The 16506-nt window shown below is 59.2% G+C and carries 12 protein-coding genes; 4 read left to right on the top strand and 8 right to left on the bottom strand.

What is annotated here, in order from left to right; genetic code table 11:
* Positions 1-26: 26 nt before the first annotated feature.
* From RA25_RS15495 to RA25_RS15470, 6 genes are all read right to left on the bottom strand, one after another.
* The gene (locus tag RA25_RS15495; RefSeq protein WP_019297365.1) at positions 27-947 is read right to left on the bottom strand and encodes a LysR family transcriptional regulator; all 921 of its coding nucleotides are present in this window, start codon (positions 945-947) and stop codon (positions 27-29) included.
* A gap of 14 nt (positions 948-961) precedes the next feature.
* Positions 962-2005, bottom strand: a complete 1044-nt coding sequence (locus tag RA25_RS15490) for an ABC transporter ATP-binding protein (RefSeq protein ID WP_019297366.1) — start codon at positions 2003-2005, stop codon at positions 962-964.
* Positions 2002-2997 (bottom strand): ABC transporter ATP-binding protein, encoded by a 996-nt coding sequence (locus RA25_RS15485; RefSeq protein ID WP_029204931.1) that lies wholly within the window; start codon positions 2995-2997, stop codon positions 2002-2004. Before RA25_RS15485 ends, RA25_RS15490 begins: the two co-directional genes overlap by 4 nt.
* 4 nt (positions 2998-3001) lie before the next feature.
* Positions 3002-3952: an ABC transporter permease gene (locus RA25_RS15480; protein ID WP_019297368.1), complete on the bottom strand. Its 951-nt coding sequence runs from the start codon at positions 3950-3952 to the stop codon at positions 3002-3004.
* A complete protein-coding gene (locus tag RA25_RS15475) occupies positions 3949-4929 on the bottom strand; it encodes an ABC transporter permease (protein WP_019297369.1) in 981 nt (326 codons plus the stop codon). Before RA25_RS15475 ends, RA25_RS15480 begins: the two co-directional genes overlap by 4 nt.
* 145 nt (positions 4930-5074) lie before the next feature.
* Positions 5075-6634 (bottom strand): ABC transporter substrate-binding protein, encoded by a 1560-nt coding sequence (locus tag RA25_RS15470; RefSeq protein WP_019297370.1) that lies wholly within the window; start codon positions 6632-6634, stop codon positions 5075-5077.
* A gap of 409 nt (positions 6635-7043) precedes the next feature.
* Between RA25_RS15470 and RA25_RS15465 the strand changes: the two genes are divergently transcribed.
* The 4 genes from RA25_RS15465 to RA25_RS15450 all read left to right on the top strand — a co-directional run bounded on the left by RA25_RS15465 (position 7044) and on the right by RA25_RS15450 (position 11738).
* Positions 7044-8351, top strand: coding sequence for a hypothetical protein (locus RA25_RS15465; RefSeq protein ID WP_039173639.1), 1308 nt, complete (start codon positions 7044-7046; stop codon positions 8349-8351).
* 12 nt (positions 8352-8363) lie between these two features.
* Complete coding sequence (locus RA25_RS15460; RefSeq protein ID WP_039173637.1) at positions 8364-9488, top strand: cytochrome-c peroxidase; 1125 nt, start codon at positions 8364-8366, stop codon at positions 9486-9488.
* A complete protein-coding gene (locus tag RA25_RS22185) occupies positions 9488-10228 on the top strand; it encodes an MbnP family protein (protein WP_052254270.1) in 741 nt (246 codons plus the stop codon). Before RA25_RS15460 ends, RA25_RS22185 begins: the two co-directional genes overlap by 1 nt.
* Before the next feature lie 280 nt (positions 10229-10508).
* Positions 10509-11738 (top strand): tyrosine-type recombinase/integrase, encoded by a 1230-nt coding sequence (locus RA25_RS15450; RefSeq protein WP_342586136.1) that lies wholly within the window; start codon positions 10509-10511, stop codon positions 11736-11738.
* A 19-nt stretch (positions 11739-11757) separates the two neighbouring features.
* Here the strand turns inward: RA25_RS15450 and RA25_RS15445 are convergent, their stop codons facing one another.
* Together RA25_RS15445 and RA25_RS15440 are read right to left on the bottom strand one after the other, a co-directional pair.
* The gene (locus RA25_RS15445; protein WP_039173636.1) at positions 11758-14346 is read right to left on the bottom strand and encodes a DEAD/DEAH box helicase; all 2589 of its coding nucleotides are present in this window, start codon (positions 14344-14346) and stop codon (positions 11758-11760) included.
* A gap of 3 nt (positions 14347-14349) precedes the next feature.
* Positions 14350-16479 (bottom strand): site-specific DNA-methyltransferase, encoded by a 2130-nt coding sequence (locus RA25_RS15440; protein ID WP_039173634.1) that lies wholly within the window; start codon positions 16477-16479, stop codon positions 14350-14352.
* Positions 16480-16506: the final 27 nt, after the last annotated feature.

Genomic DNA, 16506 nt, shown 5'->3' with positions numbered 1-16506 from the left:
ACGGGCGACTGCCTTCTGCTGGCCGCTCAGGCCGCTTTCATCGCCGAGCGCTTCAGCTGCTTCCACAGCACATCCAGCGTCTGCTTGGTGCTGCGCGGATCGCGGTAAAGGCGGATCTCCAGGTCGGTGCCCAGCCGTTCATCCACAATGGCAAAGCGGCCGGAGGCGATTTCTTCGCGGCACAGGCTCAGCGGCAGCCAGCCGATGCCGAACCCCTCCTGGATCATCGCCTTGACGCTGTTGGCCAGTGCGTTCTGGTTGACGACAAACACTTTCTGCCCGGGCAATAGCTGGGTCAGGGCAAATTCCTGCACAGAGCGCAGCGCTGACACCGCACCATAAGAGAGCAGAGGCACTGCGTCCTTGCTGCCGGGTTTGAAAGCGAACTCCGCCGCGCCGTCCGTGGCTGTGCGGGACACCGGCACATAACGGTCGGTCGAGAGCGTCAGATATTCGAAATTGGCGACTTCCAATGGCCCCAGAAAATCCATTGACGGGTGCCAGTAGGTCAGGATCACATCGCAATAGCCCTGCTGCAGCGCGCTGACGAACTGGTCGGCGGCCCAAGAGGTGGAGTTGAGATCGGTATCCACCCCGCCCTCGCTGGCCAAGGGCGCAATCAGGGTCTTGTAGTGGGTCATGTAGAGCGACTGCGAGGCGGCGAAGCGGATCACGTTTTCGCCGGCCGCGTCGATGGTCTGGCAGCGCTCTATGGTTTCCTCATAGGTGCGCAGCATGATGCGGGACTGCGACAGGAACACCTCGCCGGCCGGGGTCAGCGTCAGCGGCAGCGTCTCGCGGTTGATCAGCCGCACGCCGATCTCATTCTCCAGTGCCCGGATCCGGCGCGAAAAGGCCGGCTGGCTGACATTACGTTCTTCGGCCGCGCGCGAGAAATTCTTGCACGCGACCAAAGCCTCGAAGTCCTTGAGCCAGATGATATCCAACTGGGCGTCCCGTCTTAACCGGCGGCCACCGCATCCAGCCTGTCTTCTTCGACGGCATGGCACGCAACCATGCTGCCGTCGGGCTGGTGAATGGCCTTGGGCTTTTCACTCTTGCATCGTGCGTCCGCAAAGGCGCAGCGGCTTTGGAACGGGCAGCCTGTGGGCAGGTTGATCGGCGTCGGAATCTCACCCTTGAGGCGGATGTGGTTCGGCCGGTCGTCCTTCAGCTGCGGCACCGCGGACAGCAAGGCCCGAGTATAGGGGTGTTTGGGGCTGGAGAACAATGTCCGGGTGTCGGCAACCTCGCAAACAGACCCAAGGTAAAGAACCGCAACACGGGTGCCGAAATGCTCCACCACGCTCAGATCGTGGGTGATGAACAGATAGGTGAGGCCGCGGCTTTCCTTGGCTTCCAGCATCAGGTTCAGCACCTGCGCCTGGATCGACACGTCCAGCGCGCTGATCGGCTCATCGGCGATGATGAATTCCGGGTCCACCGTCAGGGCGCGGGCAATGGCGATCCGCTGGCGCTGGCCGCCGGAAAATTCATGCGGGTAACGCTTGGCCCAGCTGGGGTCGACGCCGACCGACAGCATCACCTCGGTCACCTTGTCGCGCACCTCCGCTGCCGAGGCGTTGGGGTAATGGTGGCGCACCGGTTCTTCCAGCGCCTGCCGGATTGTCATGCGCGGGTTCAGCGAGGCATAGGGGTTCTGGAAGATCATCTGGATCTTCTTGCGCAGCGGCTGCATGCCGGCCCGCGACAGATTGTCGATACGCTGGCCGCCATAGTGGATCTCACCTGCGGATGGAGTCAGCAGGCCGGCGACCAGCCTCGCCACGGTGGATTTACCGCAGCCGGACTCGCCCACCACGCACAGCGCCTCGCCCTTGCGGGCCTCCAGCGAGATGTTGTTTACGGCATGGACAGACCGGCTCTCGCGCACGATCTTGCCCTGCTTGAACTTGAGGGTTTCCAGAAAGCCCTGATCGAGATCGAACCGTTTTTCCAGGTTCTTGATCTCCAAGAGCGGGCGGTCAGTATTTGCGTCGCTCATGCCCGTGCCTCCTGACGGTCTTCATCGCTGTTCAGGCGCTGCACCTCGTGGCAGGCCACTTCGACCTCGCCATAGTGCACGATTTCCGGAACCCGGCTGCGGCAGAGATCAGTGGCGTATTTGCAGCGCGGATTGAAGGCGCAGCCGGCGGGGATGCTGGCCAGCCCCGGCATGTTGCCCGGTATCTGTTTCAGCCGCTGGCCCGGCAGTGTCTGCTGCGGCAGCGCGTTGATCAAACCTTGGGTATAGGGGTGCTGCGGGTCGTTGATGATCTCGCGGGTGCGGCCCGCTTCGATGATCCGGCCGGCATACATTACCAGCGTGCGCTCAGTCATCTGGCTGACCACGCCCAGGTCGTGGGTGATCAGGATCAGACCCACCTGGTTGGACTGGCACAGCTCCAGCATCAGCTCCATGATGTCAGCCTGGATGGTCACGTCCAGCGCGGTGGTCGGCTCATCCGCAATGATCAGCTGCGGGTCCAGCAACAGCGCAATCGCAATGATGATCCGCTGGCGCATGCCGCCCGACAGCTCGTGCGGATATTGCTCCAGACGTTCCTCCGGCGAGGGGATATAGACCTCGCGCAGCTTGACGATTGCAATCTGGCGGGCTTCCTCATGGCTCAGCTTTCGGTGCGCCATCAGGGTCTCGATCATTTGCTGGCCAATCGTCAGCACCGGATTGAGCGTCACCATCGGATCCTGGAAAATCATCGCCATCCGGTTGCCGCGCAGGTTGCGCAAGCGCTTGTCGTTCATCTGAACGACATCCTCGCCCTCAAACAGGATCTTGCCGGTGTCGATATAGCCCGGGCGGCTAAGGAGGTTCATCAGCGAGAACCCGGTGATCGATTTGCCGGCGCCGCTTTCGCCGACGATGCCCAGACGTTCGCCTTTGGCCAGGTCGAAGGAAATGCCGTTGAGGGCGGTGACCGTCTGATCGCGCATGGCGAATTTGACGGTGAGGTCGCGAACGGAAAGAAGGCTCATCGCGTTACCCCTTGTAGAGTTTCGGGTTCAGGACGTCGCGCATCCAGTCGCCCAGCAGGTTGATGACAAGAACCAGCACCACCAGCACCACGCCGGGAATGGCGGTGATCCACCAGCTGCCGGAGAAGATGTAGTCGAAGCCGGAAGAGATCAGCGAGCCCAGCGACGGCTGGCTCGGCGGCATGCCCAGGCCCAGGAAGCTGAGCGAGGCCTCGGAGATGATCGCGTTGGCGACCTGCACGGTGGAGATCACAAAGATCGGCGACAGCGAGTTCGGCAGGATGTGCCGCACCATGATCCGCATGGGGCCGAAACCCAGCACCCGGGCGCTGTCGACATATTCCTTCTTCTTTTCGGCCAGCACAGTGGCGCGGACAGTGCGGGCGTATTGCGGCCACTCCGCCACCCCGATCACTGCGATCAGGAACACCACCGCATATTTGTTGAAGGTGTCGGTTCCGAACATCGCCTGCGTCACCGCCAGGAAGATGATCGCCACCATCAGGGTCGAGAACGACAGCTGGATATCAGCAAGCCGCATCAGCAGGCTGTCCAGGCGGCCGCCCACGTAACCAGCGATCAGACCGATGGAGATGCCCAGGAAGGCTTGCAGCGCGACTGCGCAGATGCCGATCAGCAGCGACAGGCGGGTCCCGTAGAGGATAGTCGACCACAGGTCGCGGCCCTGGTCGTCGGTGCCCAGCACAAACTCCGGCAGCGAGCCGCTGACCCAGGCAGGCGGGTATTCCGAGTTCATGATGTCGATCTGCGCTGGATCATAAGGGTCATAGGGCGCGATCACCGGCGCCAGGAAGGACGCAATGGCGATCAGCAGGAACACGATCATGCTCACCACCGCCACCGGATTGCGGCGGAAGCTGTAGCCCATGTTGGAGTTCCAGATCTTGGACCAGCGCGAGGGTTCGGATTTCGGGTTCAGCGTTTCGGTGCTCATGCGCCCATCCTCGCAATATTCACGGTCGGGTTCACCAGGCCATAGATCAGGTCGACGATGGTATTGGTGACCACGAAGATGAAGCCGACAACAATCAGATAGGCCACGATCAGCGGGGTATCGACGCGGTTCACCGCCTCAAGGAACATGAAGCCCATGCCCGGCCACTGAAACACCGTCTCAGTCAGGATGGTGTAGGCGACCATGGTGCCGATCTGCACACCGCCCACGGTGATCACCGGCAGAAGCGTGTTCTTCAGCGCGTGCACAAAGTAGATGCGCCAGGGATTGATGCCCTTGGCCTTGGCGTATTTCACGTATTCAGATTGCAGCACTTCCATCATCTCGGCACGGATCAGGCGGACAAACAGCGGCAGCATGATGGAGGCCAGCGCAATCGAAGGCAGGATGATGTGCAGCCAGCCATCGGCAGTGGCGAAATTCGTCTGCCAATACCCCCAGACCTGCACGGTGTCGCCGCGCCCGTAGGAAGGGAACCAGCCGTATTCCACCGAGAATACAAAGATCATCAGGATGGCGGTCAGGAACACCGGGATTGAGATGCCGACAATCGACAGGCCCATGATGATGCGGCTCAGGATGCTGTCAGGCTTGATCGCGGTGTAGACGCCCAGCGGCACCGAGAAGCCGACGATGATCAGCGTTGCGCCGAATACCAGCTCCAGCGTCGCGGGCAGCTTCTTCAGGATCACGTCCAGTGCCGGCTCCTTGAAGAAATAGGAGGTGCCCAGGTCGCCCTGCAGCGCATTGCCCGCAAACCGCAGGTACTGCGTCACGAAGCTGTCGTTCAGCCCCATCTCGTCGCGCAACTGCTGGCGCACTTCTTCGGAAACCGACTGCCCGACCAATTCGCGCAGCGGATCGCCCAGGTTGCCCTGGATGGCAAAGGCAATCAGCGAGATGACGAACATCACGGCAACCGCCTGAATCACTCGCTTGGCGAGATAGGCAAACATCGTCCTGACCTTTGTAGAGTTTGGTTACAGCGCAGGTCGCAGTGTCCGATGGAACCGCGGGTCCTGCAAGCACAGCCTTGGCGGCCGCTTGTTGTTGAAAAGGTCCGGGCCGGCCGGGGGAGACCGGCCCGGAAGTATTCAGTGATTAGCTGCCGGTTTCGACAACCAGGTCACCGAAGTAGGGGAAGTTCAGCGCGTTCACGATGTCGGCCGAGTTCATGCCGGACTTGGAGCCCCATGCCAGGTTCTGCCAGTGCAGCGGGATGAAGGCGGCCTCGTCGTACAAGATGCCTTCCAGCTTCTGCAGCATTTCCGCACGTTTGGCCGGATCGGTTTCCGCGTTGGCGGCATCCATCAGCGCATCGGCTTCCTCGTTGCAGTAGTTGCCCGAGTTGTACTGGCCGTTGCCGTTGTCCGGGTTCGGGCAGGCGGTCAGGAACTGGTGGAAGTTGGCAGAATCCTCGGTGTCCGCATGCCAGCCGATCATCATCATGTCTGCTGCGCGCTCGTCAAAGGTCGGCCAGTACTGCGCCTTGGGCATGGTCTGCAGGTCAACCTTGATGTTGATCTGTGCCAGCATCGAAGCCACGGCTTGCGCGATCTTGTCGTCGTTCACATAGCGGTTGTTCGGCGCCATCATGGTGATCGAGAAGCCGTCGGCATAGCCTGCCTCAGCCATCAGGGCCTTGGCTTTCTCCAGGTCAAAGCGCGGTGCCAGGGCTTCGTTGTAACCCAGGTAACCAGCCGGGCTGGCCTGCGCGCCCACGGTGCCGAAGCCGCGCATGATACGGTCAACGATGCCTGCGTTGTTGACAGCATAGTCGATTGCCTGGCGGACACGGGCGTCCTTGAAGGCCTCGACACGGTTCTGATTCATCTGGAAGGTGATGATACGGGTGCCGGGCATGGTGATCAGGTCAACGCCCTCAGCCTCTTCCACACGCTTCAGGTCGGTCGGCGGAACCGGCGCGATGAAGTCCACGTCGCCGGACAGCAGGGCTGCCACGCGGGTCGGGTCTTCTTTGATCGGGGTCAGAACGATCTTGTCGACATTACCCGCATCAGCGTCCCAGTAGCCGTCGAAGCGGTCAAACACGACGCGCACGCCCTGCTCACGCTCGGAAACCACAAACGGGCCGGTGCCGGAAACGTTGCGCGAAGCAAAGCTGTCACCGTGCTTGACGATTTCGCCCTTGTCTTTGCCGTCATCGGTGGTGCCGGTGTAATACGCGCTGTCCATCGGGAAGATGTAAGTCGCGGTATGCAGCACCAGCGGATAGGGCTCAGAGGTCTTGAGGTCGAAGGTCATGTCGTCGACGACTTCGACATCGGTGAATGGGGCGAAAATCGCCTTGAAGTCGTCGCTCGCCTTCAGGCGGTCAAAGGTCCAGTCGACGTCCTTGGCGGTCAGCGCATTGCCGCTGTGGAAGGTAACACCGCTGCGCAGCTTAAAGCGCATGGTGGTTTCGTCGATCTGTTCCCAGCTTTCGGCCAGGCGCGGTTCGAACTGCAGGTCCTTGGTCCAGCGCACCAGCGGGTCAAAGACCATGTGCGACAGCTGCAGCGTGCCGCCGGACAGCTGTTCATGCGGATCCAGCGAAACCGGGTCAGCGTCATAGGCAACGCGCACGGTGGTTTCGGCATAGGCAACCGGTGCCATCGCCACCACCGCAGCAGCCGCCAGGCTTCTGACAAATTTCGTCATTAGGCATACTCCCCTGTGATTATGCCGCAAACGCTATCCTGCGCTGCGCAAACTGTGAAATGCCGATATCGCATAGGGTATGCAGGATGCACATCGGAGCTATGCGATTATTGAATATCTCTTTACTGCTATAGACTTAGGTGCCTGCAACTTTGCTCAGCCTCACCCGCCTCTTTTGCATGAAGCACCCAAAACTGCCCCTCGTTTAGTTACTCAGCGGACCGCCGGAGGCACGGGTCAACCTGGCAGCAAGTGCTTCGCCGAAGGCTTTCTCCGACTGTTTATTAGCGGCGGACAATGGGGAGGCGCTGCAGCTTGGGGGGTAAGCCCTGATGTGGTATTGTTCGTCAGAAGTTACGTTGAGGCTGGCTCGAGCAGGGTCATTTTCTCGGGAGGGGACGTAGCTGCCATGAAGGTTAATAACGAGTTCAAGGGCCTGTTGCCCGCATTGTTTACTGCTGCACTCATTTCAATGCTGCCGGCTCAACCTGGCGCCCAAGTGCGCGAGGAAAGCCACGGAGTTGTTCTCCTGCGAGGGCTGCCAACGCTGGAAACGGCTCACAGCATCGCCATCGTCGAGCTGGATCCAGAGCAGGAAAATTTCGGTGAAATCCTGAGCGAAGTCACGCAACCGGACATGACGCATCCGCTGCATCACCTGTATTACAGCCCAGCCGGGCGGCTGTATGCAACCGGTTTGGACCCGGTCTGCAGCCTGGCGGAGATCGGCCTGGAGCGGGACGCAACCGGAGCGCCGCAGGTCACCGGTTTCGAATGCCTCGACACCCAAGGCCAGATGGTGGGCGAAGACATCATGTGGCATTCCTCCAATGGCACGGAGTACATGTTTGTCACCTTCATGGGCGGCACCGGCGGCGATGACGGCGGAACGCTGGGCGTGTTCGACCCGCAAACAAACGCGGTTGTAAAAGTCATCGAAGCGCGGCCAAGCGAAGTCGGCGCGGACAAGCCCTACATCATGTATCCACATGGCATCTCCGCCTATCAGGACCGGATGATCATCACTTCCACGGTGCACCCCGACCTGGCCACGGGTGTGGGAAATGCGCTGACCGTGATTGACCTCAACACGCTGGAGCCCATCCAGAACATTGTCGTGGAAAACGAAAAGCCGCTGGGTTTCCCGTCGTCACCTGTGGAAGTCCTGTTTGCACGGCCGTCCATGAACGAAAACATCAAACCGGCCGTGCTGGTGAACACGATGTTCGGGTTCGAAACCTGGAAAGTGCCTTATGACGAAGCCTCCAAGACATTCGGAGATCCCGAGGTGCTCTATAGCGGTGCCGAAAACAATACCGCTGTGCCGCTGGAGTTCTATGGCACCGATACCGAACTGTTCATCAGCCATGCCCTGCCCGGCGTGGTGAAGCGCTACGATCTCGCCAAGCTGCCCGACCTGGTGTCTTCCGGGCCGGATATTCAGGCAGCGCCCGGCGCGCACCACATGATCTTCTTCACATCCAAGTCCGGCCGTGACCTGATCGCGGTCCAGAACAACCTGCTGAACCTTGGCAACGCAGCTGATAATGACCCGACAGATGTGGATTTCATCGCCGCGCTGAACGCCCACACGATCACCGTGCATGATCTCGCCACCGGCGAGCAGCTGGGATCAGTGAACTTCAGGGAAAAGTACAGCAAGGGCGTAGACAACCTGGAAGGGCTGTTCGGGTCCGGGTTTGTGCATCACCACTGAGGAAGCAGCAGGATGGCTCGCCAGCGCTGGATCGCAACCGCCGCTGCGGTGGTGGCCATCGGTACGGGAGCGTCCTTCGTCATCAGGGCGCTGCCACCCGATCCGACGCCGGTTGCGGATTTTTCCGCCCCTTTTGTATTCGGGCGCTTCTCTGTCCCGCAGGACAATCCCCTGACCGAAGAGGCGTTCGCCCTCGGGCGGAGGCTGTTTTACGATCCCGCCCTATCCGGCGGCAATGACCGGTCCTGCGCGACCTGCCATATCCAGCGGCTGGCTTTCACCGACGGCCTGCCAACTGCTGCCGGGCTGAATGGGGAAAGCCTGGAATTCAGCAGTATGAGTCTGGTGAATCTTCTGTGGGGGCAGGAGCGGTTTTTCTGGGACGGCCGGGCCCTGTCCCTTGAGCAGCAGGCCCTGCTCCCGATCGAGAACCCCCAGGAAATGGCACAGGATCTGGAAGAGCTGGTCCGCGAACTGAAAGGGTCCCGGCAGTACCGGCGCATGTTCCGGCAGGCCTATGGCGAAGTGTCATCCGAGAATATCGCGCGGGCGCTGGCCACGTTCATGCGCATGCTCATCTCTGCTGGTTCCAAGTATGACCGTTTCCTGCGCGGCGAGGCGGTGCTGACCGAGCAGGAGGAACTGGGCCGCAAGCTCTTCATGGCCCACCCGGACACCAAGGTCTCTTTGCGCGGCGGCAACTGCATTGATTGCCACAGCCAGTTTCTGACCTCAGGCTTCCGGGATGGGCTGGACGGGTTTTCCAACAACGGGCTGGACAAGGACGAGGATTTGCCCGCGGGTCTCATGGCTGTAACAGGCAACCCGGCACACAAGGGCTTCTTCAAAGTGCCAACGCTGCGCAACATCGCCGTCACGGCCCCTTACATGCATGACGGGCGCCTGCAGACGCTGGAAGACGTGATGGACCACTACAACGGCGGAGTGGCGGTCAGCGCCACTTTGAGCCCGCTCATACTTGAAGCTGACAACGCCGCCTCACCTCCCGGTTCCTTTGTTGGATTACGTCTGACGGACAGCGAGAAAGCCGCAATCATCGCATTTCTGCACACCCTGACGGATGAAGCATTCCTGTCGGATGCCCGATTTTCCAATCCTCTTGAAGGAGAGTTGTGATGTCAGGAATGAAGCCGATCCACATCAATGTCTTGCTGGCCTTCCTGCTGGCGCTTACCGTTTGGCACGCGTTCCGGAAAACGGATCCACCCGCCAGCCGGCTGCGCCTCGTCTTCCAGGCAGAGGCCAATGGGCAGAAGCTGGTTTTTGACCAGTTCCATTACAAGAACCCAAACGGTCCCGGGCAGTTCAGGGTACAGAATTTTCGTTTCTACATCAGCAATATCAAACTGTCGGGCGAAGATGGCACCTATTTGGAGCCGGACAGCTACCATCTGGTCCGGTTCGGTGCTGGAAATGAGAGTTTTGCAGTAGAACTGAACAACATACCGCTGAGGTCCTATTCCGGCCTCTCCTTTTCAATCGGCATAGACGAGCAGGCGAACGCTTCCATCGAACCGCGCGGCGATCTGGACCCGAACAGCCAAATGGCCTGGAACTGGGAAGTGGGCTACAAGTTTGTCGTGTTCGAAGGCAGCCTGAGTTTGGATGATGCCATCCTGCCCCTGGTCTATCACCTGGGCTTTGATGAGAACCGGCGCGACTTACAGTTCTCTTTGCCCGCCGAAGAACAATTGAGCAGCACGAGCGCAAAAAACTTCAAAGTTGACGTCATGGAACTGTTCAGCGGCGCATCTGCATTCAACATGGCACAAACCCAGTCAGTGAAATTTGACCGTCAGGACGCCCGGAGGCTGGCGGAAAACTACGCCGGAATGATCTCAGTCGCAGGTAACTGATTGCACAGGGGCGAATGCGCTCGTTTTCCAGAACGCAACAGCCGCGACCAACAGATCCACTCTCCGGCACATCTGCGAAGGCCACGCAGGCAACCGGGCTGCAGCCGCACGCAATCTGAAACGATCAATTACCAATGTATGATGGCGGAGACGATGTCCGTATAACCCACATTCTCCCGCGCTCGTCATTGTCCGCAAGCATTCGGCAAGTACATTACTTTTCAAAGATAAAAATTCACACCATGCCATTGTCGTTCGCAAGCATCCGTCTTAAATCGTGATGAAGTGTGGGAACAAATGTGGGAACGCTATGCCGCTCAGTGCGCGAAAAGTGGAAACGGCAACACCCGGACGGCACGGCGATGGGCGGGGACTTTTCCTGTACGTCAAGCCTTCCGGTGCGCGCTCTTGGGTTCTGCGCTACCAGGTGCAGGGGCGGCGTCGGGATTTGGGTCTTGGTCCTTATCCAGACGTAAGTCTCGCCATGGCGCGCACCCGCGCAGCGGAGGCGCGACGCCTCATTGCCGAAGGCGAAGACCCCATTACGAAGAAGCAACAAGCCAAACCCAAGACATTCCGCGAGGCCGCGCTAGAACTCATCGAAAGCAAACGCCCCGGCTGGAAAAACGCCAAACACGCCTCGCAATGGACCGCAACGCTAGACGCTTACGTCTTTCCAAAGCTTGGCGCGGTTCAAGTCGCCAAGATCGAGACGGCGGACGTGATTTCGACGCTCACCCCGATCTGGACGGAGAAGCCCGAAACCGCAAGCCGGGTTCGTCAACGGATCGAAGCGGTAATCGACTATGCCTCAGCGCTTGGTATCCGCAGCGGAGATAACCCGGCGCGCTGGCGCGGGCACCTCGATCACCTTTTGCCTAAGCCAAAGAAAGTGCGCGCGGTCAAACACCACCCGGCGCTGCCTCATGCTCAGATGGCTAACTTCATGGCCGACCTTGCCAAACGAGAAGGTGTTGCTGCGCGGGCGCTCGCCTTCACCATCCTTACGGCGGCACGCTCAGGCGAAACGCGCGGCATGACTTGGGGCGAAGTCGATCTGGAGGCAAAAGTCTGGACCATCCCGGCGGGACGAATGAAGGCTGCAAAGGAACATCGCGTGCCGCTAACAGAAGCCGCTGTCGCACTACTCGGACAATGCGACGAAGGCGTGCCCAAAGAAGCTTTGATCTTTGGTAGCGAGGCGAAACCCGGCAAGCTGATTTCCGACATGAGCATGACCGCCGTTCTCCGTCGCATGGAGCGTGCCGACATCACCGTCCATGGCTTCCGCTCAACCTTCCGCGATTGGGCAGGCGAAACCACCGGCTTCCCTCGCGAAGTGATCGAAGCGGCGTTGGCACATGGCATCAAGGACAAGGCCGAAGCAGCATATGCCCGGTCAGACCTTTTCGACAAACGGCGGAAATTGATGGAGGCTTGGGCAAGCGTCGCCGCCGCCCGAGCACCTGCCGCAAATGTCGTAAGTCTGAACTCAGGAAAATCTGCGTAGCAGCTTTCCCAGCATACCGTCAGCTTGGGTACGGTTTGGCCTTCGGCCCTCCAAACAATGCCTTCGCGCTAGGACCTAGTTTAATTGCCTCGCGGACCTCAGCATCTTTCAAGTCGAGGTATCGGAAAGCGCCGCCCGCCTTCGAGACTGATACAATGCGTGTGTACAAATTTGCGTGTGTCTCGGCGTAATTTGCCAAACCCACAAGTTTAGGCAAGGAGTCCGCAAGGTGATCTCCGTGTGGGTCAACTATGTTCACCTGAACGGTCCCGTCTTCACCTTTAGTGAAGAAGATGAAATCAGGGCGCATGATACTTTCATTGCCGTCAATTGGGTAAATTACCCCCAGAGACTCGGGGCTTGCGGATGACGGGTTGCGATACCATGCAATGAAACCATCGCGATTGGCCTCTTGTGATAGGACTTCCAATTCCCAATCATTCAAGCGGATTTTCACAGGGAAAAATCCAGACTCGTCGCAAAGAAGGTGATCTTTATAGGCGGGCAACGCTACTTCCGTCCCGTCTTCCATGACTTCGATAGTCGGCTGCAAACTGTTGCGCGGCATCGCAAGCGATACGTCCAGAGGGTTGGCGCTCAGTTCCCGCAGTTCGCGGTAAACGTCCTGCCGCTCGTCGGTCAGGGTCTTGATTTCTTCCTCGTGGGTGGTCAGCCATTGGTTTGCCAAGACCTCGGCAGCCGCTTCCAGGTCATCCTGTATCGCAGGGACCAAGCCGATTGCGGCCACGTCCGTATGGGCTTCAATCAGGGCGTCTTCTTCATCCTCAGCGTCCGCGTTCTTCGCGGCCAAGTATTCGCTGTAAGTTTTTGCCACATCGGGCGAGATCATTCGGGCAGCTCGCTTGTAGGCGTCTTCGATCACGGCCAGGTCGGCGTCTTCAACGAAATCGTCAAACGTCATTTCAGTGCTGCCCACCGCCGCGCGGCCCGTCTTGCCTTCGACCGTCAAAACCGCCTGCCGTGCCTTCTCGATTGCGTCGGCATAGTTGGTCTGGGCCTCGTCCAAGAGGGCGTGCAAATGCGCATGGGCTATCTTGCCTGCATCGGGCAGGATAGCCTCGGCAGCCAATTCATGTGCAAGCCCGGTGAGCCGCTTGATGGGCCGCGCCTGCTTTTTCGGCAGTCTCTTCGAGGGCAGCGACAACAGCTTGTCCCAGACTTCTTTCGGCACCGCCGGGTTGGGCGACATTTCCTTGGGATTTATGAGAACGCGGCGACCGTCCCGCGTTTCACCCGGGTCGTCGCCAGTCATCAGCGCTTGAACAACCGCCTGCACCGTCGCCTGATTGAAGTTCGGCAACAGGCAGTCGACTGCGTTCAACCGCTCATTACCTGGGATGCGCCGCGCAAGTGGGGTCCGCACCATGCGGCCCAGCAATTGCGTGATGTGGGTCTGATCGCTTGCCGCCCGGAAGGACACCATCACCTCTGCACGAGGGCAATCCCAGCCGGTGCTGATCGCTTCCTTGGCCAGAAGAATGCGCACATGCTCGCTTTCCTGCACCCTCTCTGGCGCGATGTAGGGAACGGAGTAACCGCCGAAGTTCTCGGTCTTCTTCTCGCCAAACACGTTGTAGACGCTATCGGTCGGTAGTTCCGGCCAGGTATCAAAGATCGTTTGCAGCCATGTTCCAATTTCTGCGGCACTGGGTGTGTTGGGCACCTGCAATACCATCAGCGGCGTCACCTTGCCGCTTTCGCCCTGTTCCGCTGCGTAGGCATCCCAAGCCTTCGTGATGTCGCGCAGTTTCCCGGTTCCGCGCCGCAATAGCACCGTTGCAAAGTCGCCCGTCTCATCTGGCACGTCCAGATTGATCGTGTCCTTCAACAGACCGGAATCCTGCACCAGCTTGGAATTCACCACTACATTGGGCAGTGCCGTCCGATCCTGCATCGACTTAACGGCTTCGTCGAACCGTTGCACCGTGGCGGAAATCCCCCAGACCACAGGCACACCTGGCACACCACCCTGACCGTTGATCAGCCGCGTCACCAGTGTCCTGGTGCTTTTGGCAGCATCCTGCATCCCCCGGTGCGCTTCGTCCAGCACCAGATACAGCGTCAGATCGGGGTCTTCGATGGTGTTGCGGATCGTGTCCCAGATTGTGTGCGACCGCGCATCGGGCATGAGCGGTAGCCCGTTCACCACTTCCACCCCGTTATCCTCGGGGTCATGCCCGCGCACCAGAAGGCTGGTCTTGCTCAGTTTCTGTGTGTTGAGGAAATAAATCTTGCCCGCTTCGAACCTCTCGCGTGCGAAAGTGTTTTCCACCGTGACAAGGTCAGAAACCGTCAGCTTGTCCGCAGCTTCCATCAGCCGGAACTTGGATTGTTCGTTCAGCGACGGGTCATCGGAAAACCAGATCACCACCGCGCCGGGATCGGCCTCAAACTCGTAATCATCAGAGCCAAAGAACAGCGCCTCGAACACCGCAGCGGCCATGACTGTTTTACCCGCACCCGTAGTCGCGGTCAGGGAAAAGGCGTTCATTTCCTGGTCTTCGTGCCAGCGTTTGCGCGCCTTCTTAAGGCGGTCCAGAACCTGCGCAACGGCGTCGTCCTGATAGTCTTTCAGCGTGAATTTCATGTCTCAGCGCCCCATCGCGAAGCGGAAATTGGTTAGGTAGGATTCATAGAGCCGCACGGCCTCTACCCCTTCAGGCAGGTGCTGGGCGACGGATTGAAAGCGCCTGTCATCGTCGGTGACGATATAGGCGACACGAATGCCGCCTGCGGCCTCTACCGCGTCCACAAAGGGCGCGGCGGCATCCAGATCGGTCAAGAGGCCATAGGTATCGGCCACGGCCCATCCGGCACCCGGCAGCGCGTCTATTCGCCGCCCCTCGCTGCCCGCCCGCATCCAGAGAAGCGGAGCAATGCGTTCAAAGGCGCGATTATGACTTACTCCGATACGCGTTTCATAGGTCAACGTGAAGAACTCGGCGTTTTCTTCGAACCCTTCGGTCATCGGGAATTCGTCGGTGAACTTGTAATCCCCCTTGATCGGATCACCGTCCGGGGTCTGGCCGGTGATCGCGGCGCGGATGCGCGGCTTGGTGATGTAGTCGCAAATCCCCCACTTTTCCCAATCGGGATCACCGGGGCGAAGGCCCGCTTCTGTCAGGGCCTTTTGTTCATCAGCAGCAACTTCATTGTTGGTGACAGAAATGCACTGGCGTCGACCGCCGTCTTGCCGGTTAAGCCTCATAACGGCATGTGCTGTCGTCCCAGAACCAGAGAAGAAGTCTAGGATGGTTGCGCAAGGGTTGTTGGCCACGAAAAATCGAAGGGCATCTTCTACTGCATACAGGCTCTTTGGGAACGGGAATTTCCGGCCTGGGATTAGGAATTTCTGGAGGTTAGTCCCGCCTTGCTCGGCATTATGCGACGCAATGCGCCATTGAGTGCCCGGAACAAAAGTTGGCTGGTATGCGGCGTCATCAACAATGATCGAATTGTCTTGGCGACGGCCCAAGATCGGGAAGATTCCATCCTCAACCTTATTTTGCTCACCTCGCTTGAGGTATGTGATCGCGGTCTTGCCTTCTCGCCAACGGCCCAGCTTTGCATAACCCTTTTCAATGAGTGATCTGAGGCTTTCTGCGCTATTCTGCCAGTTTCCCTCGCTATCGTCCGAACGGATGGGCCATACAGCAAAGCAACCTTCTGGTGCTTGCACGGCTTGCCAGTCCTCGCCAAAGTAGGCTTCGCCCACGGAATCAAACTCCGGGCCATTGGCTCCCAGCCGAACAAAAACAGGATAGAACTGGTTTGGGCTATCCTCTCTTCTCGTGTTGGAACCAGAGCGCAACAACTCAGCCCAACGAAGTCGCGCGGCCCGACGATCTTCGACAATCTTCCATTCATTGGTCAATGCCACGGCGTTTGGGGCTGCCTCACCAAGCATGACAAAGAAAAGGTATTCGTCTGTCCTGCCAAATGCCGACTGCCGAGTCGCGCCTTTGGGATTGATCACACTCGACACCATTTGCATTCGAGCATCAGGGAATGTCTGCTCAATCAGCAAGCCAAGCCGCAGATATTCTTTTTCGTCGATAGTGACGATCAGGCAGGAGCTTGAAGGGTTCAACAACTCCTTGGCAATCTTTAACCGCCGCTCCATGAACGCCAGCCATTTGGAATGCCGGTAGAGATCGTCCCCCTCAACGTAATCGTTGTTGTATTTCCAGTCCTTCGCCCCGGTGTTGTAGGGCGGATCTATATAGATCACGTCCACTTTTCCCCGATGGGTGAAGGTCAGCGCCTCTAGCGCGTGGAAGTTTTCCCCGTTGATCACGGTATGAAACGGTTTGTCGCCGCCGCGCTCCACCTTCCCGGTGCTGACAAGGCCGGGGTAGATGTAGTCGCGGAACTCGGCCACCACGATCAGGTCTTCCACCGGCACGGCCTGCGTCTCGGACGCTTCCGCCCCGATCAGGTCAAGCTGCGCCACCCGCTTGCCATCGGCTTTGGTAGTGCCCGTCACCTTCCACAACCGCTTGTCGCCCTTGTCGGTGCTGCCACGGGACGGAAGCACCCGCACCTTGTCGCCCTTGCGGATGGGCCTGCCTGGCAGTTCCACCGTCTCCGGCGTATGCCGTTCAAAGTTCAACCCGAAGGACCGGCGACTGGCCAGTGCCTTGAACTCCCGCTCCAATTCCAGGCCCAACTTGTCATCCTTGAACTTTGCCTGGGCAATGAGGTCGGTCAGACGGGACATTCAAATGGCTCCTCGGCGGGCGAAACA

It is taken from the genome of Leisingera sp. ANG-S5, from assembly GCF_000813925.1.
Taxonomy (GTDB): domain Bacteria; phylum Pseudomonadota; class Alphaproteobacteria; order Rhodobacterales; family Rhodobacteraceae; genus Leisingera.
The sequence above is the reverse complement of the archived record's forward strand: the minus strand, read 5'-3'. Positions and strand labels throughout refer to the sequence as shown.

Excerpts from the sequence above, each read along its gene's own strand:
- RA25_RS15460 (WP_039173637.1), top strand. The coding sequence starts at position 8,364 with ATGGCTCGCCAGCGCTGGATCGCAACCGCCGCTGCGGTGGTGGCCATC.
- RA25_RS15480 (WP_019297368.1), bottom strand. The coding sequence starts at position 3,952 with ATGAGCACCGAAACGCTGAACCCGAAATCCGAACCCTCGCGCTGGTCC.
- RA25_RS22185 (WP_052254270.1), top strand. The coding sequence starts at position 9,488 with ATGTCAGGAATGAAGCCGATCCACATCAATGTCTTGCTGGCCTTCCTG.
- RA25_RS15450 (WP_342586136.1), top strand. The coding sequence starts at position 10,509 with ATGAAGTGTGGGAACAAATGTGGGAACGCTATGCCGCTCAGTGCGCGA.
- RA25_RS15470 (WP_019297370.1), bottom strand. The coding sequence starts at position 6,634 with ATGACGAAATTTGTCAGAAGCCTGGCGGCTGCTGCGGTGGTGGCGATG.
- RA25_RS15490 (WP_019297366.1), bottom strand. The coding sequence starts at position 2,005 with ATGAGCGACGCAAATACTGACCGCCCGCTCTTGGAGATCAAGAACCTG.
- RA25_RS15465 (WP_039173639.1), top strand. The coding sequence starts at position 7,044 with ATGAAGGTTAATAACGAGTTCAAGGGCCTGTTGCCCGCATTGTTTACT.
- RA25_RS15440 (WP_039173634.1), bottom strand. The coding sequence starts at position 16,479 with ATGTCCCGTCTGACCGACCTCATTGCCCAGGCAAAGTTCAAGGATGAC.
- RA25_RS15475 (WP_019297369.1), bottom strand. The coding sequence starts at position 4,929 with ATGTTTGCCTATCTCGCCAAGCGAGTGATTCAGGCGGTTGCCGTGATG.
- RA25_RS15485 (WP_029204931.1), bottom strand. The coding sequence starts at position 2,997 with ATGAGCCTTCTTTCCGTTCGCGACCTCACCGTCAAATTCGCCATGCGC.
- RA25_RS15445 (WP_039173636.1), bottom strand. The coding sequence starts at position 14,346 with ATGAAATTCACGCTGAAAGACTATCAGGACGACGCCGTTGCGCAGGTT.